The organism is Rhizobium leguminosarum bv. viciae (genome assembly GCF_012276115.1).
Lineage (GTDB): Bacteria > Pseudomonadota > Alphaproteobacteria > Rhizobiales > Rhizobiaceae > Rhizobium > Rhizobium leguminosarum_T.
Genome location: NZ_WIEU01000003.1, coordinates 249,094 through 274,269 on the forward strand (window position 1 = coordinate 249,094; position 25,176 = coordinate 274,269).

Here is a 25,176-nt window from a genome sequence, read left to right on the forward strand (position 1 = left end):
CTCTGGCTGTTTCAGAAGAACCAAAGGTTAAGACGATGAACATCATTCAGCAGCTTGAGGCCGAACAGGCCGCCAAGATCGAAGCCAAGCGCACGCTTCCCGAATTTTCCCCGGGCGACACCGTCCGCGTCAACGTCAAGGTCACGGAAGGCACCCGTACCCGCGTTCAGGCCTATGAAGGCGTCTGCATCGCCCGCTCCGGCGGCGGCCTGCAGGAAAACTTCACGGTCCGCAAGATCTCCTACGGCGAAGGCGTCGAGCGCGTATTCCCGGTCTACTCGCCGATGATCGAAAGCGTCGATGTCGTTCGCCGCGGTAAGGTCCGTCGCGCCAAGCTCTATTACCTGCGCGACCGTCGCGGCAAGTCTGCCCGTATCGTTGAAGACACCGGCGTCCGCGCCCGCAAGCTCAACGACGCCGAGCGCGCCGCCATTGCCGAGGAAAAGGCACGCATCGAAGCTGAAAAGGTTGCAGCCGCTCAGGCGCTCGCCGCCGAGAAGGCAGCAGCCGAAGCTGCGGAAGCCAAGGCCGCTGCCGAAAAGGCCGCCGCTGAAGCAGCCGCCGCTGCAGCGGAACCGGCCGCAGAATAAGATCTGCGCTACGCAAAATTCTTTGCTTGGAAAGGCGGCCTTCGGGTCGCCTTTTCTATTTTTTGCTTCGGTGCGCAGCCGGCGGCCTTGCCTCAGACCTATCTTCCGTGACAGTTTTTGCCGTTCAATTTGGGGAACCGTTCAATGTTGTTTCGTCGTACCGTTCTTGCGAGCTTCGCCGCCCTTGCTCTTGCACCCCTCGCCGCATTAGCCGCCGAGCTGCCGGATCTCGGCGGCAAGAGCGTCGTCGTCGTCACCGAGAATGCCTATCCGCCGCTGCAATTCGTCGATCCGAAATCCGGCAAGGCGATCGGCTGGGAATATGATGCGATGAACGAGATCGCCAAGCGGCTGAATTTCAAGGTCGAATACCAGAACACCAGCTGGGACGCGATGATCCAGGCGGTGTCCGACGGCCAGTACAACATCGGCATGACCGGCATCACCATCAAGGAAGACCGCAAGCAGAAGGTGGACTTCTCCGATCCCTATATGCGCTCGCAGCAGTTCATGCTGGTGCGCGGCGATGAGAAGCGCTTCACCGATGCCAAGTCCTTCGGCGAATTCAAGGATGGCCTGGTCGGCGCACAGCCCGGCACCACGCCCTTCTACACCACCGTCTATGAAGTGCTTGATGGCAACGAGCAGAACCCGCGCATCAAGCTCTTCGAAACCTTCGGCGCCACCGTCCAGGCCCTGAAGGCCGGCGACGTCGACGTCGTGCTGACCGACGGCACCGCAGGCAAGGGTTATGTCGATGCCTCGAACGGCGCCCTCAAGCTGATCGGCGAACCGCTCGGCACTGAGGATTTCGGCTTCATCTTCCCGAAAGGGTCCGACCTCGTCGCCCCTGTCAACGCCGCCATCGCCGCACTCAAGGCCGACGGCACGCTGGATGGGCTGAACAAGAAGTGGTTCCTCGACTACAAGATGGGCGAATGACGCCGAGCAACGACTGATGGCCTTGCGACCATCTCGCGACAGACACGTCAAGGACGACTATCCCTGGTGGCTGGTCGCCCTCGTCACGATCGGCATCGTGCTTGCCGCCGTCATCGTCGCCAACAATATCTATGCCCAGGTCTTCCGCACCGTCGTCAACGGTGTCGGCGTCACCATCTTCGTCACGCTGGTCGCATTCGTGCTTGCCACCGTGCTTGGCCTCGGCATCTGCCTGCTTGGCATGGCTGACAGCCAGGTGCTGCGTCAGATCGCGCGATTCTACATCGAAATCATCCGCGGCATACCGATCCTCGTGCTGCTGTTCTACGTCGCCTTCGTCGGCGCGCCTGCTCTGGTCGCAGCCTATAATTTCTTGATTTCGCCGCTGGTGACGTCAGGCGTGACCGAGCCCATCCTGGTGCGCGATCTGTCGCTGATGTGGCGAGCGATCATCGCGCTGACGGTCGGCTATTCCTCCTTCATCGCCGAAATCTTCCGAGCCGGTTTCCAGTCGGTCGATCTCGGTCAGATCGAGGCGGCCAAGGCACTCGGCCTGTCGCGCTACCGGCGCTTCCGCTCCGTCGTCTTCCCGCAGGCGATCCGGGTGATCTTCCCGCCGCTCTCCAACGATTTCGTCTCGATGGTGAAGGACAGCTCGCTCGTCTCCGTGCTCGGCGTCGCCGACATCACTCAGATGGGCAAGGTCTATGCCGCCGGTTCCTTCCGCTTCTTCGAGACCTATTCGATCGTCACCTATATCTATCTGATCCTGACGATCGGCCTGTCGCTGGCACTGCGTCGGACGGAGAAGTGGATGAAGTCGCGGTAAGCGATCAATAGCCGCCGCGCCGCTGATTGGCCGCAGAGCGCCTGCTGATGATTCAAATTGAAGCCGTCGCGAAAAATCGCTATATGCAGGGCCATGGAATCCAAGTTCAGATGCATTGGTGCGCATATTTTCGTGCTGCAGGACCATTATCGCCTGCCGGCGCGGTTCTTTGCGTGCGTGTCCGGCGCGCTCAACAGCCGACTTCGTTGATCGAATGACGGCCGGCGGAGCCTGATCCGCCATTTCTCGATTTTCCAAAGCTTCCAAAAAAACGGACTTAACGCCATGAGCGCACCGCGTACCCTCTACGACAAGATCTGGGACGATCATCTGGTCGACGAACAGGCAGACGGAACCTGTCTTCTCTACATCGACCGTCACCTGGTCCACGAAGTCACTTCGCCGCAGGCGTTCGAAGGCCTGCGCATGACCGGCCGCAAGGTTCGTGCGCCGGAAAAGACGCTCGCCGTCGTCGACCATAACGTTCCGACCTCGCCTGATCGCCATCTCGGCATCAAGAATGAGGAAAGCCGCATTCAGGTGGAAGCGCTGGCCACCAACGCCGCCGAATTCGGCGTCGAATATTATTCGGCAAGCGACAAGCGCCAGGGCATCGTCCACATCGTCGGTCCGGAACAGGGCTTTACCCTGCCCGGCATGACCATCGTCTGCGGTGACAGCCATACCTCGACGCATGGCGCCTTTGGCGCGCTGGCGCACGGCATCGGCACGTCCGAGGTCGAGCATGTTCTGGCGACCCAGACGCTGATCCAGAAGAAGGCGAAGAACATGCTGGTGCGGGTCGACGGCCTGCTTCCGCCGCATGTCACCGCCAAGGACATCATCCTTGCCATCATCGGCGAGATCGGCACCGCCGGCGGCACCGGCCACGTCATCGAATTTGCCGGCGAAGCGATCCGCGCGCTGTCGATGGAAGGCCGCATGACCGTCTGCAACATGACGATCGAAGGCGGCGCCCGCGCCGGCCTGATCGCCCCTGACGAAAAGACCTTCGAATACATCAAGGGCAAGCCGCGCGCGCCGAAGGGCGAGGCACTGGAACAGGCGATCGCCTACTGGAAGACCCTGCAGACCGACGAGGGCGCTCACTACGACCGCGTCGTCGTGCTCGACGCCGCCAGCCTGCCGCCGATCGTTTCCTGGGGCTCCTCGCCCGAGGATGTCATCTCCGTTCAGGGCATCGTTCCGAACCCGGACGACATTCCGGACGAAACCAAGCGTACCTCCAAGTGGCGCGCGCTCGACTATATGGGTCTGAAGCCGGGCACGAAGATGACCGACATCACGCTTGACCGCGTCTTCATCGGCTCCTGCACCAACGGCCGCATCGAGGATCTGCGCGAAGTCGCCAAGGTCGTCGAAGGCAAGACGGTTGCCCCAACCGTCGACGCGATGATCGTGCCGGGCTCCGGCCTCGTCAAGGAACAGGCGGAAGCCGAAGGCCTCGACAAGATCTTCAAAGCCGCGGGTTTCGACTGGCGCGAGCCGGGCTGCTCCATGTGCCTTGCGATGAACGACGACCGCCTGAAGCCGGGCGAACGCTGCGCTTCGACCTCGAACCGCAACTTCGAAGGCCGCCAGGGCTTCAAGGGCCGCACGCATCTCGTCTCGCCGGCAATGGCAGCCGCAGCCGCGATCGCCGGGCACTTCGTCGATATCCGCGAGTGGAACTGATCCGTCAAAACGGATGACAATCAAAAGCCCGCCGGTGCCCCTGCGCATCGGTGGGTTTCACATTTTATGGCTCCTCCGGCGTCTTTGGCGCCTGGTGGGTAATGCTCCCATGGGCTCGTCAGTGAATGACCCGCGTTCTCGATTTCACCCGTTCGGGCAATCGACATCGGGGACTGCCTGTGGCTTCATCGAGATGGCGCTTTCAGATGCATCTCGCGCGACTTTCGACAGGCACGCTTTCGGGCGTCCATTGCCGGTTTCGGCGATCATTGGCCTGGCGGCGCTACAGCGCCGCGCGTCTTTTCAGACGCGCAAAGGACGCTGTAACACTTTGGATTGCTGCATAATTTTATCCTTAAATCCATTCCGATTTAAGGAATTATGCAGGAGCAAAGCTCCGCGTTGTGTGATCTGGGAGAATGGCCATGAGACAGAAAATGGCAGGACGCCTGCCGCAAACCATCCTGGGCCTGTTCGTATCGCTGGCATCGATCGATGCCGCCGCGGCTGCGCCGATCCATCCGGCAGCACCGCCGATCACGGTCTCTTTCGGCTTGTGGCAACAGGTCGCGCAAAGCAAGCCGCCCACGCTCAATGGCTATCGCGGCTATAGCAGCGCTCGGCCCGGCTATATCAAGAGCTCGAATGGCTATTGGTATCCCTCGCGCGCCTTCGCTTCGGACGATTATACCGGTTCGATCGGGCGTCCGCAGCCCCTGAACAATGCCTGCAACTTCGGTTTTACCCCGACCAACGGATCATCCAAATGTAATTATTGAAGCGGCGGGCGCGTCATACAAAGGCCACCGCGGGTGATCTCTCCCGAGGCGGCCGCTGATTGTCTGGCAATGATCAGGACGACGATCAGAAGGTCGCCGTTATCGGATCTGGTCCCATGCGGGCGCTGGCGCTGTCGAGCTTGGCGATCGCGGCCATATCGTCGGCATCGAGCTTGAAGTCGAACACCTGGAAATTCTCCTCGATACGCGACGGCGTCACCGATTTCGGGATGACGACGAGGCCGGTGTCGATGTGCCAGCGGATGATGACTTGAGCCGGCGTCTTCTGATGCTTTTTGGCGATCTCGCCTATCACCGCGTTCGAGATGAACTTGCCCTGGCCGAGCGGGCTCCAGGATTCGGTGACGATACCAAGCTTCTTGTGGACCTCCTGCGCCGCCTTCTGCTGGAAATCGGGATGCAGCTCGATCTGGTTGATGACGGGAACGACACCGGTTTCGCCGATGATGCGCTCGAGATGTTCAGGATTGAAATTCGACACGCCGATCGAGCGTGCGCGGCCCTCTTCCCGGATGCGGGCGAAAGCCTTCCAGGTCTCCGTATAAAGGCCGCGATGCGGCGACGGCCAGTGAATGAGGTAGAGGTCGACATATTCGGAACCGAGCTTCTTCAGGCTGCCGTCGAAGGCCCGCAGCGTATTGTCATAGCCCTGATCGGTATTCCTGAGCTTGGTGGTGACGAAGATGTCCTTGCGGTCGAGGCCGGAAGAGCGGATGCCTTCGCCGACGCCCTCTTCGTTGTCGTAACCGGAAGCCGTATCGATATGACGATAGCCGGCGGCGATCGCCGTGCGCACGGTGGGAGCGGCAATGTCCTGCGGCGTCTGCCAGACGCCGAGGCCGACTTGCGGAATGGAATGTCCGTCATGGAAAGTGATGATGGGTTGAGCGGTCACAATATATCTCCGGGAGTTTGAAGAATTGGACGAGGCATGAATTGCGCCCCCTTACAGCGCCGCGCGTCTTTTTCAGACGCGCAAAGGACGCTGTAACACTTTCAATTGCTGCGCAATTCCTCAAATCGATTCCGATTTAAGGAATTGCGCAGGGTACGGACGTCCCAGAACGCATTTCAGCCGGAGCGTTCGGTCATCGCAAGCATATAGGTGACCGCATCCGGAAGACAATCAGACGACGCGGACAATCGTTCCCTTTCGAAGGTGAGGCAGCAGGCGGCGCATGTCGCGCAGGCTCACCGCCACGCAGCCCGCCGTCGGCTCGTAGCCCGGCCTGATGAGATGGAAGAAGATCGCCGAGCCGCGATTGCGCGCACGCGAGGAGATGTTCCAGTCCATCACCAGGCAGATGTCGTAGAGCCCATCGCTGCGCCGCATCTCCTCGTGACTTGCGCCGGACGGCGCCCTGACGAGGCGGTTATAGCTGGCACTGTCGGACTGATCGCACCAGAGCATGTCGGGGCGGATGCGGCGGATGGAAAGCGGAGTGACGAGCCGGCCGTTCCGCTCGCCGCGCCGAAAGCCGGATATCAGCTTCATCGAAGCGATCGGCGTGGCGCCGTCGCCCTCTCGTTTCATCACGGTGCGGCCGGAGCGACCGATCGCGGCGGGCACGGTGATGGCGCCGAGCCGGACGATCGCCCGGCTCTTGCGCCCCGGCGCAGGACGCACCACCATCGTCGATGGCGTTATACCCCGCCTCTGCCTTGCTTTTTCCATTTTTCTCGCATGTCGTGCCTTGTCTAGGGCTTCGATTGAAATCATATCGAAACCGACCCGGCAACAGCCCGCTGCCCGATCCTTGCCAAACCAGGAATTTGGCGTAGGACTAGGGGACTTAACACGAGGACGCAAACGGCATGACCGCACGCACCATTCTTCTGGTGGATGACGACGATGACCTTCGGCAGACGCTGACGGAGCAATTGTCGCTGTATGAGGAATTCACGGTTCTGCAGGAAGCCAACGCCGGCAAAGGTGTCGCGACCGCCCGCGCAACGCCGATCGACCTGCTGATCATGGATGTCGGCCTGCCCGATATGGACGGCCGCGAGGCAGTGAAGCTGCTGCGCAAGGGCGGTTTCAAGGCGCCGATCATTATGCTGACCGGCCACGATACCGATTCGGACACGATCCTCGGCCTCGAAGCCGGCGCCAACGACTATGTCACCAAGCCTTTCCGCTTCGCCGTGCTGCTCGCCCGCATCCGCGTGCAGCTGCGCCAGCATGAGCAGAGCGAGGACGCAACCTTCACCGTCGGCCCCTACCTCTTTAAGCCGAGCCAGAAGCTCCTGACCACCGATAACGGCCAGAAGATCCGGCTGACGGAAAAGGAAGCGGCAATCATCCGCTATCTCTACCGCGCCGAACAGAAGGTCGTTACCCGCGACGTGCTGCTCGAAGAGGTCTGGGGCTATAATTCCGGGGTGACGACGCATACGCTGGAAACCCACGTCTATCGCCTGCGCCAGAAGATCGAGCGCGATCCCTCCAATGCCGAAATCCTCGTCACGGAAAACGGCGGCTACAAGATCATACCCTAGAGCAGTTCCGTTTTTCTCCGAATGACGGAAATGCCCTATCTCTTTGTTTTCACGCAATTCCCGGCAAAAGCGTTTCACGTTTTGCCTGGCAAAACCGCTAGACACTTCTGCTGGAATTGCTCTAAGGCGAAAAGCCCGCATGGCGCTGACCGACGACATCCACATGCTCGCGCAGCTTCCTCTGTTCAAGGACATGAGTGAGGATCAGCTGCGGTTGATTGCCTTCGGCGCCGACCGGCGCATGATCGCTGCCGGCCAGATGCTGTTTCGCCAGGGCTCGCCCGCCGAGAGCGCCTATGTCATCCTCAGCGGTAGCCTGGAACTGAGCGCGACGAGCAGCGACGGCATGCAGAGGACCGAGGGGATCGCCGGTCCCGGCACCCTGGTTTCCGAGCTGGCGCTGGTGACGCTGGTGGAGCGCAAGTTCACCGCGATAGCGCGCGAGGATACCAGCATCATCCGCATCACTCGCGCCCTCTTCCACCGGCTGATCGAAGAGTATCCGGACGCAGCCCGGCTGATCGAGAACCGCATCCGCGACAATCTCGCCGAACTCGCGGCAAAGGCCGCAAGCCAGTTCTACCGCTTCAACTGATCCCTGTTAGCGATAAGAATCCCTGCGCTTCCACGAAGCTGCACCGCTTAGAAATCGAAATGCGCCGTCACCGGCACGTGGTCGGAGGGACGATCCCAGCCGCGCGCCTCCTTCAGGATTTCTATCCGCTTCAGATGCGGCCCGAGATCCGACGACGACCAGATATGGTCGAGACGCCGGCCGCGATCGGCGGCCTCCCAATCCTTGGCGCGGTAGCTCCACCAGGTGTAGAGTTTCTCGTTTTCAGGCACATGCTGGCGCATCAGATCGAGCCAAGCGCCGCGTTTCATCACCTCGAGCAGCCCCTCGGTTTCGACGGGCGTATGGCTGACGATCTTCAGAAGCTGCTTGTGCGACCAGACATCATGCTCCAGCGGCGCGATGTTGAGGTCACCGACGAGGATGGCTGAGGTGTTGGCCTCGCCATTGGCTTTCAGCAGCTTCATCTCCTCGATGAAATCGAGCTTGTGGCCGAATTTCGGATTGATCGTGCGATCCGGCTCGTCGCCGCCGGCCGGGACATAGAAATTGTGCAGCCGAACGCGACGATTGCCGTGCTCGAAGATCGCCGAGATATGGCGCGCATCGCCGACGCCGCAATAATCCTGCCGGTGATCCTCGGTCAACGGAATGCGCGAGGCGATCGCCACGCCATGATAGCCTTTCTGGCCATGGATGATGATGTGATTGTAGCCCATCGCCCTGAGCGGTGCCGCCGGAAACAGATCGTTCGTCACCTTGGTTTCCTGCAGGCAGAGGATATCGGGCCTGTGCTTGAGAACCAGCTGCTCGACGATCGGCATACGCAGCCGCACCGAATTGATGTTCCAGGTGGTGATCGAAAAACCCATGCCCGATGCCCTTTCACGCTTTTATAAAAGGGCTTTAAAACAAAGGCGGACGCGAGGGAACCGGCCGCTTGTAAAAGGAGCAGCCGATCAACCGAAAAGGTTTCAGTCGCGCGACTGAGGCGTGCCGGGAATGGTCTCATAGGGCACGCGGAAGACGCGATCGTCGAACTGCATGCCGGTTTTGACGTTGAAGATCATCACCGAGGTGTCCTTGCCCTGATTGTCGGTGATCGTCCACTGACGCAGATCGTAGGTCTTCGGGTCGAACATCATGGTGATGGTCGAGTTTCCAAACACCGTGTTGTTGCCGAGTGCGATCGTCGTCAGGTCAGACTCTTCCTTCACGCCCTTCACCATGCCGGCCGAAAGGTCGATATGTTGCGCCAGGAGCAGGCTGAGCGGCGTCTTGGACAGCGGATAGAGATCCCAGGTCTTCAGCTTCGTATTGCCGATGGCGACGTTCTTGCCGTCGGCGATCACCCGCATCGGCGACGGATCGTCATAGTTGAATCGCAGCTTGCCGGGGCGCTGGATGAAGAACTTGCCGCCGGTCTGTTCGCCGCGCGGGCCGAACTGCACGAATTCGCCCTGCATCGTCGTGACGCCGGAGAAATGATCGGCGATCGCCTGCGCCGTGCCGGAGGCGGGAGCGGCCGCCTGCGCGTAAGCGCCAAGGGGAATGGCGCTCGCTATCGCAGCGACGGCAAAGGCGCCGAGAAGGTTGCGGCGCGTTACCGTCAGGCCGGAGAGGAAGGTATCGGAGTGACTCATCTAAATCTCCTTTATGCGATCTGCATGCTGCCGAAAGGCGGCGTCTTCAAGGCGTTGCGATCGGCCTGCGAGAGGTAACGGCTTCGATGCTATCAGGCTTCCGCAAAAGCGGCTGTATTGGAAATATATGCCTGTTCTGTCAGCGGTCGAGGATGTCGCCCTCGGTCGGAACCAAAATTTCGCGTTTGCCGGCATGGTTGGCCGGTCCGATGATGCCCTCCTTCTCCATGCGCTCGACGAGCGAGGCGGCACGGTTGTAGCCGATGCCGAGCCGGCGCTGCACGTAGGAGGTCGATGCTTTGCCGTCGCGCAGCACGATGGCGACCGCCTGGTCGTAGGGATCTTCCGATTCGGAAAGATTGGAGGTGCCGGCCGGACCGCCGCCACCACCGCCGTAATCGCCATCTTCGTCGTCATCGGCGGTGATCGCGTCGAGATATTGCGGCGAGCCCTGGGTCTTCAGATAGGAGACGATCTCTTCCACCTCGACATCCGAAACGAACGGGCCGTGCACGCGTTGGATACGCCCACCGCCCGCCATGTAGAGCATGTCGCCCATACCGAGCAGCTGTTCGGCACCCTGTTCGCCGAGAATGGTGCGGCTGTCGATCTTCGAAGTCACCTGGAAGGAGATGCGCGTCGGGAAGTTTGCCTTGATCGTGCCGGTGATGACGTCGACCGACGGACGTTGTGTCGCCATGATCACGTGAATGCCGGCCGCACGCGCCATCTGCGCCAGACGCTGGACGGCGCCTTCGATGTCTTTGCCGGCGACCATCATCAAGTCGGCCATCTCGTCGATGATCACGACGATATAGGGCATCGGCCGCAGATCGAATTCTTCGGTCTCGTACATCGCCTCGCCGGTATGGCGGTCGAATCCGGTCTGCACCGTGCGCGAGATCGCCTCGCCCTTCGACAGCGCCTGCTCGACGCGGGTGTTGAAGCCATCGATGTTGCGGACACCGATCTTCGACATCTTCTTGTAGCGCTCTTCCATCTCGCGCACCGTCCATTTGAGCGCGACGACGGCCTTCTTCGGATCGGTGACGACAGGCGAAAGCAGGTGCGGGATGCCGTCATAGACGGAGAGTTCCAGCATCTTCGGGTCGATCATGATCAGCCGGCACTGTTCCGGCGTCATGCGGTAGAGCAGCGACAGGATCATCGTATTGATGGCGACCGACTTGCCGGAACCGGTGGTGCCGGCGACGAGCAGATGCGGCATCTTGGCGAGATCGGCGATCACGGCTTCGCCGCCGATCGTCTTGCCGAGCGCCATGGCGAGCTTCGCCTTGCTGCCTTCGAAATCCCTGGAGGCGATGAGTTCACGCAGATAGACGGTCTCGCGCGTCTGGTTCGGCAATTCGATGCCGATCGCGTTGCGGCCGGGCACGACGGCCACGCGGGCGGCAATCGCGCTCATCGAGCGAGCGATATCATCGGCAAGGCCGATGACGCGCGACGACTTGATGCCAGGCGCCGGCTCCAGTTCATAAAGGGTGACGACAGGTCCGGGACGGACATGGATGATCTCGCCCTTGACGCCGAAATCCTCAAGCACGCCTTCGAGCATGCGGGCGTTCTGTTCCAGCGCATCGGCCGAAAGCGTGGAGTCGCGCACGACGTTCTTCGGTTCGGCGAGCAGATGCATCGAGGGAAGCTGGAAGCCCTCGGGACGGATGAACGAGCCCTGCGCCTCCCGCTCGATGCGGGCGCTGGGCTTCGGACGTGCGACGACGGGGACGACGCGCGGTTCCGGCTTGCCGGCCGCCTTTGCCGGTGCGCGGATCATCCAGTCGTCGTCATCGTCGTCGGGCAGGATATCGGCCGGGCGCGGCGGCATGTCGTTATCGAAGGGCAGGTCGTCGTCATTATCGTCGTCGTCATCGATCGACAGCGACGGCGCGGAGACGATGCGCCGCGGCGAAGCCGTCCTTGCCCCCAGCGATGGCTCCATCGACGGTTCCATGCGCTCGCCGCGGACGGTCGGCGCCTTGGCGCGGACGGGTTCGTTCAGCGTGCCGAACTCGTCATCGTTGAAATCATAAGGTGATTCGTAATCGCCCTGGCGCCGCTTGCGCGGACCCATGCCGAACAGCCGCCGCAGTCGGCCCTGGCTCATGTACCAGGCATGCGTCACGGCGCCGCTGAGAGCGACCCAGCGCGACTCGTCTTCCTCCTCGTCCTCGTCTCCGACGACGCGGGCCTTGCTGCGCGTATCGACGTAGTCTTCCTCGATCTCCTCGTCGACCTCGCTGCGGCCGACAAGGCCTGATGCAAAAAGCATCAGCCAAGCGGTCGGTGCGGCGAAGATGCAGCCGACGACCATGGCGAAGGTGCCCGTCGGATAAGCGCCGACGAAGAGTGCGGGAAAACGCAGGATCATGTCGCCGATGACACCGCCGATGCCGTTCGGGATCGGCCAGGTGAGCGGCGGCGGAAAGCAGCCGAGGACGGCGCAGGAAAGCACCGAACCGCCGAACCAGGCGCCGGCACGGGCAGGAATACGGCTGAAGCGGCGGCCCGAGATCAGCGTCAGCGCCCAGGCGACGATCGGCAGCATCGAAACGACGCTGGCAAGCCCGAGGAACTGCATGACGATATCGGCAAAGGCAGCCCCGCTGTAGCCGAGAATATTCGTCGGCAGGTTGGCGGTCGCGTAGGAATAGCTCGGATCCGCAACATTCCATGTCGCCAATGCCGCGACGCAGAACGCCAGCAGCAGAAAGATCGCAAAGCCGATGAGCGCCTGGATCTGCCGCAGCATGAATGCCGAGAAGGAGAACCGATCCGGACGGCCATCCATTGCCGGCGACGTGCTTCTTGCCATGTGTCTAACCCGTCCAATGCCTGAGGACACGCGAATCGCTGAAGCTTCGCCGTGCCAAAATGCGTCCGCTCTACCTAATCAGAGCCGGGTTAAAGCGATGTTAACCATGCATGGCTGGACGACAATTCCGGACAGGGAAATGAAAAAGGCCCGAACCTTGAAAGGTCCGGGCGAAATGCGGTCTATGGTTAGATAGGCCGCGACGGGCTGTGAAGCGGCGCCCTTTTGCCGGGCGCCGCAAACCCTGTGATCAGGAAGAGTGGTAGGCGGCTTCGCCGTGGGTCGAAAGGTCGAGACCTTCGCGCTCGGCTTCGACGGTGACACGCAGGCCGATGACGACGTCGACGATCTTGTAGAGGATCGCCGAACCGATACCGGACCACAGCAGCGTCGTCAGCACACCCTTGGCCTGGTTCCAGACCTGGGTTGCCGTGCCGGCATAGGAGGCTGCGAAGTCGGCTGTGGAGTAGTCGACGATGCCTGCACCGCCGAGAGCGGGGTTGACCAGGATACCGGTGCCGAGAGCGCCGATGATGCCGCCGATGCAATGAACGCCGAAGACATCGAGGCTGTCGTCGTAGTTGAACTTGTTCTTCACGACGTCGACGAAGAAGTAGCAGACCGGCGAAACGATCAGGCCGAGAACGATCGAGCCCATCGGGCCGGCGAAGCCTGCCGCCGGGGTAATGGCGACGAGACCGGCAACCGCGCCGGAAGCGCCACCGAGCATGGAAGCCTTGCCGCGGCTGAGGGTTTCGACGATGCACCAGGACACAGCGGCAGCAGCCGCTGCGAGGAAGGTGTTGATAAAGGCAAGCGAGGCGTAGGAATTGGCTTCGAGGTTGGAGCCGGCATTGAAGCCGAACCAGCCGACCCAGAGCAGCGAGGCGCCGACCATGGTCAGCGTCATCGAATGCGGAGCCATGATTTCCTTCTTATAGCCCGTGCGCTTGCCGAGCATGATGGCGCCGACGAGGCCCGCGATACCGGCATTGATGTGAACGACCGTGCCGCCGGCAAAGTCGATTGCGCCGTAGGAGAAGATCAGGCCGGCCGGCGAGGTGTAGGAGCTCGGACCGCCCCAGAACCAGACCATGTGGGCCATCGGGAAGTAGATGAAGGTGACCCAGAGCACGACGAAGAGTATGACGGCCGAGAACTTGATGCGCTCGGCGAACGCGCCGACGATCAGGCCGGGCGTGATGCAGGCAAAGGTCATCTGGAACACGATGAAGGTGTATTCCGGAATGGCGACGCCCTTCGAGAAGGTTTCTACGAGCGACGAGGTGTTGACGCCGGCAAGGAAGGCCTTGGAGAAGCCGCCGACGAAGCTGTTCAGCGAACCGCCGTCGGTGAAGGCGAGCGAATAGCCGTAGGTCACCCAGATCAGCGCCACGACGGCCGTGATCATGAAGACCTGCATCAGCACCGAGAGCATGTTCTTGGCGCGCACGAGACCGCCGTAGAAAAGCGCAAGGCCGGGGATGGTCATCAGCAGGACGAGCGCCGAGGAGACGAGCATCCAGGTATTGTCACCCTTGTCCATGGTGAGAGCGGGAGCAGCAGCGGCAGTGGCGGCTGGCGCAGCCTCCTGCGCGAAAGCGACGGCCGGCGCGAGAAGCGCGGCCGAAGCTGCGCAAATCCGCGCAAAGGTGGAAGAAAACTTCGAAATTGACATTGGAAAAAGCTCCTTGATCTGCCGTTCTTACAGCGCTTCTGAATCGGTTTCGCCCGTACGGATGCGCACGGCATGGTCGATCGAATAGACGAAGATCTTGCCGTCACCGATCTGACCGGTCTTGGCCGCTGCCGCGATGGCCTCGACCGCCCTGTCGACGAGTTCCGATGCAACCGCGATTTCGATCTTGAGCTTCGGCAGGAAGCTGACTGCATATTCGGTGCCGCGATAGATTTCGGTGTGCCCCTTCTGGCGCCCGTAGCCCTTCACCTCGGTTACGGTCAGCCCCTGAATACCGATCGCCGTAAGGGCTTCGCGGACCTCATCGAGCTTGAACGGCTTGATAATGGCCATCACAATTTTCATCTGGTTTCCCATCCTTCGTTATCCTCGGCGCGGAGCCGACTCTCCTTGCCGCTGACGTTTCTGAACAGCGACCGGCCAATACACATTCAAGGGACGTGCCAGATTCGAAGCAAGACGTAAGTTATTGAAAAGTAAAGGCTATAATAAAGAGTGCCAATAAACAGGCAAATGATTGGCCAATAAGCGCACAAATAACGCGCAAATTTATAAAGTTGCACATTATTTATTCATTTGCCTTTTTCCGAATCAGGCCTTCCTGCGCGACCGATGCAATCAGGCTACCGGATCGTGTAAATAGGCTACCCCGGGTTAATCCTCTGGCGCCTGAAGCCGACGGACTGTCCTGCGTATAAAGCAGCCAGTCGTCGAGCTTGCAGGGCTTGTGGAACCACATCGAGTGATCGAGGCTCGCCACCTGCAGGCTCTGGTCGAAGATGGACGTTCCGTGCGCATAGAGCGACGTATCGAGCAGCGTCATGTCCGAAAGATAGGCAAGCACCGCCGCCTGATAGAGCCGGTCGTCGGGAACCGGGCCGGTGGCGCGCACCCAGACGTCCTGTTTGGGATCGAGCTTCCTGTCGGAAAAATAATGCGTCAGCGAGACGGGGCGGATCTCGATCGGCCGCTCACGCTGCCGGTATTTTCGGATCGCTTCCGGCGCGTGCGCCAGATACTGTTCCTTGATCTGCTGCTCGCCGAGCAGCGCCTCCGGCATCTCGACCTCGGGCATTGCGATCTGGTGCTCGAAGCCCGGCTCCTCCACCTGGAAGGAGGCCGACAGCGCGAAGATCGCCTTGCCGTGCTGGATGGCGACGACGCGCCGCGTGTTGAAGCTCGATCCGTCGCGGATGCGCTCCGCCTGGTAGATGATCGGCACCGAGGGATCGCCGGGACGCATGAAATAAGCATGCAGCGAATGGACGAAACGCTCGCTGTCGATGGTCCGCTGCGCCGCCATCAGCGCCTGGCCGATCACCTGGCCGCCGAAGACCCGCTGCCAGCCGACCTTGGGGCTGCGGCCGCGGAAGATATCGACCTCGATCGGCTCGAGGTCGAGCGTCGAAAGCAGCGTCTCCATCGCCGAAGGCCCTGATGTCTCGCCCGTCATTTCCATGTCTCCCAGCGGTAGGAAGTGAAGTTGCGATGATCTATATAGGTCACATCTGAGGCACAAGGTACGGGAGCGGCGCGATGCTGGACATGCTGGTTGTGGGCGGGGGTTATGTCGGCCTTTCCGCCGCTGTCGCGGTCAAACAGGCAGCACCCCACCTGAATGTCGCCGTTGTCGAGGCGGCCCCCGAACATGTCTGGAAAAGCGATACGCGCGCTTCCGCCATCATCGCGGCGGCAGCGAAGATGCTCGAAGTCTTCGGCATCTGGAAGGAGATCGAGCCGGAGGCCCAGCCGATCACCAAGATGATCGTCACCGACTCCAAGACCTCCGATCCGGTGCGTCCGGTATTTCTGACCTTCGACGGCGAAGTGGCCGACGGCCGGCCGTTCGCCCACATGATCCCGAATGTCGCGATGGTCGCCGCCCTGCGCGGCGCCTGCGAACGGCTCGGCATCGACATCCGCCACGGGCTTGGCGCGACGGAGCTGAAGACCCACGACACCCATGCCACCGTCACGCTCTCAGACGGCAGCACGCTGGAAACCCGGCTGCTGGTTGCCTGCGACGGCGTGCGCTCGACGTTGCGCGATCTCGCCGGCATCAGGACCGTCACCTGGGACTACGGCCAGTCCGGCATCGTTGCGACGGTCGAGCATGAGCGGCCGCATGACGGATGCGCCGAGGAACATTTTCTGCCGGCCGGCCCCTTCGCCATCCTGCCGCTCAAGAACAACCGCTCCTCGCTCGTCTGGACGGAGCGCACGCCGGATGCCAACCGGCTGGTCGCCGCCGACGACCTGATCTTCGAGGAAGAACTTGAGCGCCGCTTCGGCCATAAGCTTGGGAGCCTGAAAGTGATCGGCGACAAGCGCGCCTTCCCGCTCGGCCTGACGCTCGCCCGCTCCTTCGTCGCGCCGCGTTTCGCGCTGGCCGGCGACGCCGCCCACGGCATCCACCCGATTTCGGGTCAGGGGCTCAATCTCGGCTTCAAGGATGTGGCGGCACTTGCCGAAACCATCGTGGAGGCCGACCGCCTCGGCCTGGATATCGGCTCGATCAACATTCTCGAGCGCTACCAGACCTGGCGGCGCTTCGACACTTTCCGCATGGGGGTGACGACCGACGTGCTGAACCGGCTCTTCTCCAACGACGCGACGCCGATCCGCATCGCCCGCGACGTCGGCCTCGGCATCGTCGACCGGCTGCCGCGTCTCAAATCCTTCTTCATCGGCCAGGCGGCCGGAACGACGGCAAAGGATAATCCGCGGCTGCTAGCGGGAGAGACGATTTAACCTTCTACGCCATTCCCGGCAAAAGCGCTTCGCACTAATCGTCGAGGCGGCGGGCTTCGGACACCAGCATGATCGGAATGCCGTCGCGGATCGGATAGGCAAGCCGCGCCTTTTCCGAGACGAGCTCATTGTGCTCGCGATCATAGGAAAGCCGGCCCTTGGAGAGCGGGCAGACCAGGAGATCGAGCAGCTTGGGATCGACGCGGCTGAGTTTTTCATCCATGGCTGAAGTCTACTGCAGAACCGTGTCGGAGTCACCGAAGACGCGCGCCAGCACGATTTCGGTAATGGCGATCAGCGTCTCGGCCCGCGTCTTCAGGTCGGGCGCTTCCAGCAGCGCCTGTTTTTCCGCCGGCCCGAAGGGCGACATCATCGCCAGCGAATTGACGAGCGTCAGATTGCTCGCCCGCTCGACGCTCTCCCAGTCTGCCTCCAGCTTGTTGGCATCGAGATAGGCCTTGAAGGCGGTCAGAAGCGCTGCGCGATCGACTGCCTCCTCCTCGTTCTCGGCCGAGAGGTCGGCGATGAAGGGAGCGATGCGGAAGGTGCGGAAGGGATCGCTGGTCGCTTTCTCCTCCAGTAGCCGGAAGCGGCAGACGCCGGTCAGCGACACGATATAGCGCCCGTCGCCGGTCTCGGCGAAGGAGGTGATGCGGCCGAGGCAGCCGACAGCGGCAAGGTTGGGCTCGCCGCCCTTGTCCTCATGTTCGCCGAGCGCCGGCTGCACCATGCCGATCAGCCGGTTTCCGGTCAGCGCGGCATCCAGCATCGCCAGATAGCGCGGCTCGAAAATGTTGAGGGGAAGCTGCCCGGCCGGCAGGAGGAGGGCGCCGGTCAGGGGAAAGACAGCAATCACATCAGGCAGATCGCCCGGCTTCAGGTATCTGGCATTCCCGACTTGCATGAAACCGTCCCGCATTCTTGTAACGGGCATGCCCGTCTTGACGAGAATGTGGTGCCCTCGTCCGAAAACGCAAGGGCAGATGCTCGAAACTTACAGCGCCGCGCGTCTTTTTAGACGCGCGGCGCTGTAACACTTTGAATCGCTGCATAATTTAATCGCTAAATCGATTCCGATTTAGCGAATTATGCAGTGGCGAATACCCGAAAATCGGAATCGATTTTCGGAAAAGATCACGCACGGATTCAATGCGATAGACCGTCCGTGACGTGTCCTGTCGGACGCGCGGCGCCCTACGAGAACAGCATCGCCGAAAGCTTGCGGCGCGCTGCGACCGTCGCCGGATCCTTGAAGCCCCAGACCTCGAAGAACTGCAGCAGCTGGCGGCGGGCGCCGTCATCGTCGAAGGCACGGTCCTTGCGCATGACCAGCAGCAGATGGTCGGCCGCCTCGTCGCGCCGGCCTTCGACATTGCGGATCTTGGCAAGCTTGATCCGCGCCTCGTGGTCATCGGGATTGGCGGCCAGTTCACGCTCGAGCGCAACGGGGTCTCCGAGCTTGCGGGCTTCCTCGATCTGCTCGAGCTTCATCAGCACCGCCTGGATGCCGGCATCTTTTGCCAGCTCTTCCGGCAATTCCGTCAGTACTTCGCGCGCCCGCTGATGCTGGTTGGCGGCGATCATGCATTCGGCCATGCCGGCAAGCGCCTTGGCATTCTCGGGATCGGCCTGCATCACGGCGCCATAGAGCTGAGCGGCCTCATTGATGTTGCCGGCGGCAAGCAGTTCCGCCGCTTCCGCAAGCACGGCTTCGATTTCGGCCGCCTCATCGGCGCCGGCCGGACCGGCGATGCGGTCGATGAACTGCTGGATCTGGCTTTCCGGCACCGCGCCCATGAAACCGTCGGCAGGACGGCCGTTGACGAAGGCGATGACGGCGGGGATCGACTGGATGCCGAGCTGACCGGCGATCGACGGATGGTCGTCGATATTCATCTTGACCAGCCGGACGCGGCCCTTGGCTTCGTTGACCACCTTTTCCAATACCGGCGTCAACTGCTTGCACGGACCGCACCAAGGCGCCCAGAAATCGACCAGCACCGGCTGGCTGCGCGATGCCTCGATGACATCCTTGGAAAAATTCGCGGTCGTCGTCTCCGTGATGTAGCTGCCGGCCGCAGCCGCGGGTTCCGGCGTAGCACCGAAGCTTGTCGTCGCCGTCATCTGATTTCCGAAGGAACCGTTATAGGGGTTGTCGCTGCCGCTCATAGGTATCTCCCGCCGCGCCGATCCTGCCGGCGTCTTTGCTAAAGCATCTCGCGCAAAACTGTGGTGCGGTTTTGCGATAAAGACATGCACAAAACCAAAGACTAAAGCGCGGCAAGCGAATCTAAAAGATCGCGACGCGCTTTAGCGCTAAAATCGTATGTCAGGACGTCACTTTCAAGACAAGCGGCTTATGTCCCGTCGCTTCCATGAAACGGATGAGATCGCTGCCCGCAATCGATGTCGTCGCATCGTTGGATAGCGGATGGCAGTTGACGATCTCGTGCGCCATCAGCTCGGCATCGAGCACGAAGGTGACATTCTCGGCAGTATCGTTGATCGCGCCGAACGCCGTCACCGAACCCGGAGCGACGCCGAGATACTCCATCAGCTTCTCCGGTCTGCCGAAGGAGACCCGGCCGGAGCCGCCGATGGCATTATGCACCTGCTTGAGGTCGACGGCAGCATTTTCCTCCACGGTCAGCAGAAAATACCTGTCCTTCTTGTCTTTGACGAACAGGTTCTTGGTGTGGCCGCCGGGGATCTCGTCGCGCAAGGCGACCGATTCGGCGACAGTGAAGACCGGCGCATGATCGACCGTTTTATGGGCGATGCCGAGCCCATCGAGAAAGGCAAACAATTCTTCTCTTGTCTTCGGGGCATTTTCGGACATGGGGCAATCCATTGGGCAGGAAGGGAAAAAAGCGAGGCGTCCTGATTAAGTCGGTCCACATCGTTTGGCAATCTTTGCGACCGACGCTTTGCCCCGCATTTGCGGCCTTTCCGCCGGGCGTCTGCGAACACCGGAATTTTTCTTCGCCTCTCCGTCATTTCCCTGTTGCATTTGAAAACCCGTTAGGCCATATAGCGCCGGTCGCCGCGAGGCGGCGCCCGCGGTCCAACAACTACCCCGGACCGAGGCGGATTGAGCGGGTGTAGCTCAGGGGTAGAGCACAACCTTGCCAAGGTTGGGGTCGAGGGTTCGAATCCCTTCGCCCGCTCCAGTTTTCCAATTTCCCATACCGAAGACAACAGATTGTCCCTGAGACAGGGGTGACAACCTCGTGCCGGACGGGTGGCATCCTTTTTCAACGTCAGATGCATGCGCTCGTGGCGGCCGTTCTGCTGCGGATGGTTTGATGCGTTCGATACCTGCCGAGCCTCAGCCACCAGACCGACAGCTTCGACAGGTTCGACAGGTTCGACAGGTTGCAGAGCCCGTTGGGGCTGGCAAAGGGCAGGCCTTTTAAGCCAGGGTCATACCGCCATCGACATGAAGCTCGATCCCGTTGACAAAGCTTCCTGCATCGGAGGCGAGGAAGAGTGCGGCGCGCGCCAACTCTTCCGGTCGGCCGAGACGGCCGGCGGGGATCAAGGAAGCCATGTAATCTTCGAATGCCGGCCGCTCGGCCTCCGATACCCCTAGCTTGGCGAGGATTTCCGTCTCGACCGGTCCCGGGCTCAGGATGTTGACGCGGATCCGCCGCGACTTGAATTCGATCGCCCAGTTTTTCGCAAAGGCGGCGGTTGCTGCCTTTGAACCGGCATAGACGGTATGGTCCGGGAGGACCTTCGTGGCCGCGAGCGAGCTCGTAACGATGATGTTTCCGCCGTCGCGGATCAGAGGGGCGATCGTCTGCACGCCGAAGAACACGCCGCGCGTATTGATTGCGAAATGCCGGTCATAGTCTGCCGGAGTCACCTCGGCGGAGGTGGTGAGATTGATGATCCCAGCATTGGCCATGTAGATGTCGAGCCCGCCGAAGCGGCTCTTCACGGTGTCCGCCAGCCTGCGATGAGCTTCTAGGTCGGCGGCATCACCCACGAAGCCGATGGCCGACGGACCGATTTCTTGCACGGCGCGGTCGACAGCATCCTGCCGGCGCCCGGAAATGATGACCTGCGCTCCTTCTTCCGCGAACAGCCGAGCGGTCGCCTTGCCGATGCCGCTATTGCCGCCGGTGATGACGGCGACCTTGTCTTTGAGGTGTTGCATTGTTTATCTCCTTTCAACGAGAAATTAGATAAACGCTGCCACCCTTCGTCATTAGATCATGGGCGGGCACATGATCTGTGCCGCGGAGGTGCAAATGCCGAATCTGCTCAACGAGATGCCCGGATTGATGGCTTTTGTGCGGACGGTAGAGGCCGGCTCGTTCAGCGCCGCGGCCCGCGATCTGGCGACGACACCGTCAGCGGTGTCGAAGAGCGTGGCCCGGCTGGAAAAGAAGATTGGCGCCCGGCTGTTCCTGCGCTCCACGCGCGCCCTGACGCTTACCCAGGACGGGCAACTTTTCTTCGACCGCGTTGCGCCACTGTTGCGGGACCTGGATGCAAGTGAAGAGGCGATCAGGTCCGACGTTGCGCCCTCGGGTCGCTTGCGCATCAGCATGCCTAGCGAAATGGCGCCTCTACTGCTGCCGCGCCTCTTCGGAAGCTTTGCAGCCGACTATCCGAACCTGCATCTCGAAGTCGGACTTACGGATCGGTTCGTCGATCTGATCAGGGAGGACTACGACGTTGCGCTGCGCGTTGGAAATCCCGCGCCGAGGGACCTCATGGTTCGTCACCTGGCCGACCTGCCGATGACGATTGTCGGGTCTCCGACCTTTCTGAAGACCTGGGGCAATCCTGCAACTGCCGAAGCGCTGGCGGCTCTGCCCTTTGCCCGCTATGCGCTAGGTGGTGTCACGCAGCCTCTGCGCCTGCCGGACGGGACGAGCTTCATTCCCTTCGGGCGCGTCGATTGCGACTCAGCGGCCGCACTCATTCAGGCTGCGCTCAGTGGGCTGGGAGCGGCCTATCTTCTGCGATGTCTGGTCGCGAAAGACCTGGCAGACGACACGCTTGTTACACTCGCTGCGGGGTTTGGGTTCCCGAGCGCTCCCTTTAATGCACTGCACGCCTTTGGTCGCACCGTGCCGTTGCGCGTAAAACTGGTCTGCGATTTCATCGCCCGCGAGGCAAAAACCCTCGAAGCCATCTGAGCACCTGATGTTGGGGTTTGTCAGAATCCAGGTCCGCCGGTCTCGCGCATCGTCGGGGTAAGGTCTCCCATGCCCCGATCAGCTCACCGACGGAGCGGAGATATCGGATGCCGACCCTAAGCTCGAAGCAGTCGAGAACCACGTAAACGACGATCCCGAAGGCCAGGATGTCGTTGAGGATCATTGCGGGACGTTTCTCTCGCGGTTGCATCCAACAAATCGGCGAAACCCCGGGCGATTGCCGCATGCGCATGCGTCAACAGCAATTGCTCTGCAGCGGCAGCAATCGTTCTGGCGCAGCCGCAGATCGGTTTCGCTAGATCATTAGAGGACACGCCAGCAGTGAGTGTGTCGCCGATCGCTAAAGACTTCACCCGCATTGACCGCGCCTCCCGCCCAGGAAGCGTAAGCCACCCAGGATTAGCACCAGGATAGAACACAGGAGTTTTCAAAGATGAACCAGATGATCAATAACACTCAGGAGGCAAGCATGAAACTGGACAACACCTCACATCCCAGCAGACCGGCACCCGAAGAGCTGGTTCCGTCGCGCTACGCGGTGCGGATCGGCGAGATTGACGTACTGGTGATCAGCGATGGCGTGCTACCGCTCCCAACCGTGATGTTGGGACACAACGCCGAGCCGGCCGCCCGGGCTGCCTGGCTGGGCGATATGTTCCTGCCGCAGGACGCTTTCGACTGGGCACTGAACGTGGTCGTGGTGCGCAGCGGCGGACAGACCATCCTTATCGACGCTGGGCTGGGCCTCGACCCGGACTTGAACTTGCCGCGGGCCGGGCAGTTGATGAAGCGGCTGGCTGCCGCCGGCATCGACCTGGCATCCGTGACCGACGTGGTGCTGACCCACATGCACATGGACCACGTTGGCGGGCTGCTCGTCGACGGGGTGAAGGAACAGCTGAATCCGGAACTGCGGATCCACGTGGCCGCTGCCGAGGTCAAATTCTGGGAGTCGCCCGACTTCTCCCACGTCTCGATGCCGGCGGGCTTCCCTGACGCGCTGCGGGCAGCCGCCAAACGGTTCAGCAAAGACTATCAGAGCCAGCTGCGGCTGTTCGAGGATGAGCATGAGGTGGCGCCGGGCGTGGTCGTCTCTCGTACCGGTGGCCACACCCCCGGGCACAGCGTGGTCCGCGTTGCCTCAGGCAACGACCGGCTGATGTTTGCCGGCGACGCCGTGTTCGCGGTCGGGTTCGACCATCCCGACTGGCACAATGGTTTCGAACATGACCCCGAGGAGGCTGCCCGCGTTCGGGTCCGGCTTTTGCGGGAGCTGGCGGCGACCGGCGAACTGCTGGTGGCAACGCATATGCCGTTTCCTTCCGTAGGACATGTCGCGGTCGACGGCGACGCCTTTCGTTGGGTCCCGGTCTTCTGGGACTACTGACCGCTTGTTGAATTGAGGCCGAACCAAAGCGTGCGTCCTTGAAGGCCGTGCCCAGCGCGGCCTTCAAGCCCGAGCGTCGACCAGGCCTTCACCTATCCACCTATCGAACCACGCGCACCGCATGGGCGCATAACAAATGGAGCGTCTTATGAAAATCGTGATTATCGGCGGAACCGGCCTGATCGGTTCCAAGACCGCAGAGCGCCTGCGCAAGAAAGGGCATGAGGTCATTGCCGCTGCCCCGAAAACCGGCGTTAATACCCTTACCGGGGAGGGCTTGGCGGAAGCACTGAAGAATACCGACGTGGTGATCGACCTCGCGAACTCGCCGTCCTTCGAGGATAAGGCCGTGCTTGAATTCTTTCAGACGGCGGGCAAGAACCTGATGGCAGCGGAAGTCGAGGCCGGCGTGAAACACCACATCGCCCTTTCCATCGTCGGCACGGATCGGTTGCCGGATAGCGGCTATCTTCGAGCCAAGGTCGCGCAGGAAAAGATCATCCGGGAAGCCGGCACTCCCTACACCATCGTGCGTTCCACACAGTTCATGGAATTTCTCGGCGGCATCGCCCAGGAGGGCACGGTTGGCGACACGGCCCGCTTGTCGACGGGTTCCCTGCAGCCGATCGCGTCCGACGACGTCGCCGATTTCGTGACTGACGCGGCGCTTGCCGCGCCGGTTAACGGCATTATCGAAATCTGCGGCCCCGAGCGCGCGCGTCTCTGCGATTTCGCCGCGCGCTACCTCAAGGCGATCGGAGATTCCCGCACCGTTGTCGCAGATCCGGATGCCCGCTATTTCGGCACCAAACTGGAAGACGGTTCACTCGTCTCCGACAATCATCCTCGCATCGGCCGTATCGGTTTCGACGATTGGTTTGCGACAACACCCAGAAAATAACGAGTTGCGCATGGGCCGCCTGATAAGCGGCCCATGCGCCCGTAGCACTACATTTTGATGGCTACGCAAAACATCGAAAAGATGTATGAAAACAACACGTTATAGAACGAACGATCTACTCCAAATCATGAAAGGACGATAAACATGATCAAGTCATTGGCTTTTGCCGTCGCATTGACGGCTCTCCTGTCAGGTTCGGCTCTTGCGCATGATGCGCCCGGTGGCGGGGACGGCGCAAAGGTTACGCTGGTCTATGACCACAAACTGCCGAACGTACCCGGCAAGAGCATGAAGGGCGTTCTCGTCGAATATGCTCCGGGTGGCTTCTCGGAGGGCCATACACATCCAGTGTCCGCCTTCATATACGCGACCGTTCTCGAAGGCGCGATCCGCAGTCAAGTCAACGATGGCCCCGTCACTGTCTATAGCGCCGGTGAAAGCTTTTCGGAATTTCCGGGCGATCGCCACGGTGTCAGCGAAAACGCCAGCAAGACTAAGCCGGCAAAGCTTCTCGCTGTATTCGTGGTCGATACCGCTGAGCAGGAACTCACCTTCCCGATCAAGAAATAGGCGATCTGGCCGGGCACACGATGCCGTGCCCGGCCGCCCTTTGACGCAAAACCATGATCGGTAAACCCAGCTTTATTTGGTGTGACAACTTCCTGCGGCTTGTCCCGATCAACACTCTGGGAGTTGCGGGGCTTCGGCCTCAACCGGCTTACAGAAAACGCGGCGGACTTTCCCGATATCGGGACAATGCAAAGCTTGATTTGAGCAAATAGGGAGACGATCAGGTTTCCAGGCGAGAACCAGGCGGTCTGCTCCTTGCGGCACGCCTTCAAAGATCGCTTAGGCGCAG

At 61.1% G+C, this 25,176-nt stretch carries 25 protein-coding genes, 1 tRNA gene and 1 pseudogene; 13 read left to right on the forward strand and 14 right to left on the reverse strand.

The window, feature by feature from the left end; translation table 11 throughout:
- Positions 1–35: 35 nt before the first annotated feature.
- The 5 genes from rplS to GFM02_RS07125 all read left to right on the forward strand — a co-directional run bounded on the left by rplS (position 36) and on the right by GFM02_RS07125 (position 4,835).
- The gene (rplS, locus tag GFM02_RS07105) at positions 36–590 is read left to right on the forward strand and encodes a 50S ribosomal protein L19 (protein ID WP_003582945.1); all 555 of its coding nucleotides are present in this window, start codon (positions 36–38) and stop codon (positions 588–590) included.
- 144 nt (positions 591–734) lie between these two features.
- Entirely contained in the window at positions 735–1,532 is a 798-nt protein-coding gene (locus GFM02_RS07110; protein WP_168321255.1) for a transporter substrate-binding domain-containing protein, read from the forward strand.
- Between the two features lie 16 nt (positions 1,533–1,548).
- On the forward strand, positions 1,549–2,361 hold the full coding sequence (locus GFM02_RS07115; protein ID WP_168321256.1) for an amino acid ABC transporter permease: 813 nt from the start codon (positions 1,549–1,551) through the stop codon (positions 2,359–2,361).
- 285 nt (positions 2,362–2,646) lie between these two features.
- Positions 2,647–4,056 (forward strand): 3-isopropylmalate dehydratase large subunit, encoded by a 1,410-nt coding sequence (gene leuC, locus GFM02_RS07120; RefSeq protein ID WP_017962459.1) that lies wholly within the window; start codon positions 2,647–2,649, stop codon positions 4,054–4,056.
- A 425-nt stretch (positions 4,057–4,481) separates the two neighbouring features.
- Complete coding sequence (locus tag GFM02_RS07125) at positions 4,482–4,835, forward strand: cell surface protein (RefSeq protein ID WP_168321257.1); 354 nt, start codon at positions 4,482–4,484, stop codon at positions 4,833–4,835.
- 85 nt (positions 4,836–4,920) lie between these two features.
- Here the strand turns inward: GFM02_RS07125 and GFM02_RS07130 are convergent, their stop codons facing one another.
- Entirely contained in the window at positions 4,921–5,751 is an 831-nt protein-coding gene (locus GFM02_RS07130) for an aldo/keto reductase (protein ID WP_168321258.1), read from the reverse strand.
- A 231-nt stretch (positions 5,752–5,982) separates the two neighbouring features.
- The gene (locus tag GFM02_RS07135; RefSeq protein WP_168321384.1) at positions 5,983–6,504 is read right to left on the reverse strand and encodes a L,D-transpeptidase family protein; all 522 of its coding nucleotides are present in this window, start codon (positions 6,502–6,504) and stop codon (positions 5,983–5,985) included.
- A gap of 167 nt (positions 6,505–6,671) precedes the next feature.
- Here GFM02_RS07135 and GFM02_RS07140 point away from each other — a divergent pair, with 167 nt between their 5' ends.
- Both GFM02_RS07140 and GFM02_RS07145 read left to right on the forward strand, forming a co-directional pair.
- Positions 6,672–7,355, forward strand: a complete 684-nt coding sequence (locus tag GFM02_RS07140) for a response regulator transcription factor (protein ID WP_017995455.1) — start codon at positions 6,672–6,674, stop codon at positions 7,353–7,355.
- A 139-nt stretch (positions 7,356–7,494) separates the two neighbouring features.
- Positions 7,495–7,950, forward strand: coding sequence for a cyclic nucleotide-binding domain-containing protein (locus GFM02_RS07145; RefSeq protein ID WP_168303348.1), 456 nt, complete (start codon positions 7,495–7,497; stop codon positions 7,948–7,950).
- Between the two features lie 47 nt (positions 7,951–7,997).
- Here the strand turns inward: GFM02_RS07145 and GFM02_RS07150 are convergent, their stop codons facing one another.
- The 6 genes from GFM02_RS07150 to tesB form a co-directional block, all read right to left on the reverse strand.
- Positions 7,998–8,801: an exodeoxyribonuclease III gene (locus GFM02_RS07150; protein ID WP_018497630.1), complete on the reverse strand. Its 804-nt coding sequence runs from the start codon at positions 8,799–8,801 to the stop codon at positions 7,998–8,000.
- A gap of 102 nt (positions 8,802–8,903) precedes the next feature.
- Complete coding sequence (locus GFM02_RS07155; protein ID WP_168303347.1) at positions 8,904–9,572, reverse strand: outer membrane lipoprotein carrier protein LolA; 669 nt, start codon at positions 9,570–9,572, stop codon at positions 8,904–8,906.
- Between the two features lie 139 nt (positions 9,573–9,711).
- Positions 9,712–12,405 (reverse strand): DNA translocase FtsK, encoded by a 2,694-nt coding sequence (locus tag GFM02_RS07160; protein WP_168321259.1) that lies wholly within the window; start codon positions 12,403–12,405, stop codon positions 9,712–9,714.
- A gap of 250 nt (positions 12,406–12,655) precedes the next feature.
- Entirely contained in the window at positions 12,656–14,083 is a 1,428-nt protein-coding gene (locus GFM02_RS07165; RefSeq protein WP_020052063.1) for an ammonium transporter, read from the reverse strand.
- Positions 14,084–14,110: 27 nt separating this feature from the next.
- Positions 14,111–14,461: a P-II family nitrogen regulator gene (locus GFM02_RS07170; RefSeq protein ID WP_017962468.1), complete on the reverse strand. Its 351-nt coding sequence runs from the start codon at positions 14,459–14,461 to the stop codon at positions 14,111–14,113.
- A gap of 211 nt (positions 14,462–14,672) precedes the next feature.
- Complete coding sequence (tesB, locus tag GFM02_RS07175) at positions 14,673–15,557, reverse strand: acyl-CoA thioesterase II (RefSeq protein WP_168321260.1); 885 nt, start codon at positions 15,555–15,557, stop codon at positions 14,673–14,675.
- 83 nt (positions 15,558–15,640) lie between these two features.
- On the opposite strand from tesB, the gene GFM02_RS07180 reads away from it, so the two are divergent.
- Complete coding sequence (locus GFM02_RS07180) at positions 15,641–16,855, forward strand: ubiquinone biosynthesis hydroxylase (RefSeq protein ID WP_168321261.1); 1,215 nt, start codon at positions 15,641–15,643, stop codon at positions 16,853–16,855.
- Between the two features lie 34 nt (positions 16,856–16,889).
- Here the strand turns inward: GFM02_RS07180 and GFM02_RS07185 are convergent, their stop codons facing one another.
- The 4 genes from GFM02_RS07185 to GFM02_RS07200 form a co-directional block, all read right to left on the reverse strand.
- Positions 16,890–17,078: a Trm112 family protein gene (locus GFM02_RS07185; RefSeq protein WP_017962471.1), complete on the reverse strand. Its 189-nt coding sequence runs from the start codon at positions 17,076–17,078 to the stop codon at positions 16,890–16,892.
- A 9-nt stretch (positions 17,079–17,087) separates the two neighbouring features.
- Positions 17,088–17,774, reverse strand: a complete 687-nt coding sequence (locus tag GFM02_RS07190; RefSeq protein ID WP_020052065.1) for an LON peptidase substrate-binding domain-containing protein — start codon at positions 17,772–17,774, stop codon at positions 17,088–17,090.
- A 275-nt stretch (positions 17,775–18,049) separates the two neighbouring features.
- Positions 18,050–19,024 carry a thioredoxin gene (gene trxA / locus GFM02_RS07195; protein ID WP_077977900.1) on the reverse strand — a complete coding sequence of 325 codons (975 nt, stop codon included), beginning with the start codon at positions 19,022–19,024 and terminating at the stop codon, positions 18,050–18,052.
- Positions 19,025–19,184: 160 nt separating this feature from the next.
- The gene (locus GFM02_RS07200; RefSeq protein WP_032999270.1) at positions 19,185–19,694 is read right to left on the reverse strand and encodes a prolyl-tRNA synthetase associated domain-containing protein; all 510 of its coding nucleotides are present in this window, start codon (positions 19,692–19,694) and stop codon (positions 19,185–19,187) included.
- A gap of 256 nt (positions 19,695–19,950) precedes the next feature.
- Between GFM02_RS07200 and GFM02_RS07205 the strand changes: the two genes are divergently transcribed.
- Positions 19,951–20,025 (forward strand) — tRNA-Gly (locus tag GFM02_RS07205).
- Between the two features lie 64 nt (positions 20,026–20,089).
- On the opposite strand, the pseudogene GFM02_RS35000 reads toward GFM02_RS07205, so the two are convergent.
- A pseudogene (locus tag GFM02_RS35000) lies at positions 20,090–20,265 on the reverse strand (IS481 family transposase); the annotation flags it as partial.
- Positions 20,266–20,267: 2 nt separating this feature from the next.
- A complete protein-coding gene (locus GFM02_RS07215; RefSeq protein WP_168321262.1) occupies positions 20,268–21,017 on the reverse strand; it encodes an SDR family NAD(P)-dependent oxidoreductase in 750 nt (249 codons plus the stop codon).
- A gap of 58 nt (positions 21,018–21,075) precedes the next feature.
- Here GFM02_RS07215 and GFM02_RS07220 point away from each other — a divergent pair, with 58 nt between their 5' ends.
- The 4 genes from GFM02_RS07220 (at position 21,076) to GFM02_RS07235 (ending at position 24,887) form a co-directional block, all read left to right on the forward strand.
- Positions 21,076–22,008: a LysR family transcriptional regulator gene (locus GFM02_RS07220; RefSeq protein WP_168321263.1), complete on the forward strand. Its 933-nt coding sequence runs from the start codon at positions 21,076–21,078 to the stop codon at positions 22,006–22,008.
- A 454-nt stretch (positions 22,009–22,462) separates the two neighbouring features.
- On the forward strand, positions 22,463–23,416 hold the full coding sequence (locus GFM02_RS07225) for an MBL fold metallo-hydrolase (RefSeq protein ID WP_168321264.1): 954 nt from the start codon (positions 22,463–22,465) through the stop codon (positions 23,414–23,416).
- Between the two features lie 148 nt (positions 23,417–23,564).
- Positions 23,565–24,317, forward strand: coding sequence for an SDR family oxidoreductase (locus GFM02_RS07230; RefSeq protein WP_168303342.1), 753 nt, complete (start codon positions 23,565–23,567; stop codon positions 24,315–24,317).
- 144 nt (positions 24,318–24,461) lie between these two features.
- Positions 24,462–24,887, forward strand: coding sequence for a cupin domain-containing protein (locus GFM02_RS07235; protein WP_168268592.1), 426 nt, complete (start codon positions 24,462–24,464; stop codon positions 24,885–24,887).
- Positions 24,888–25,176: the final 289 nt, after the last annotated feature.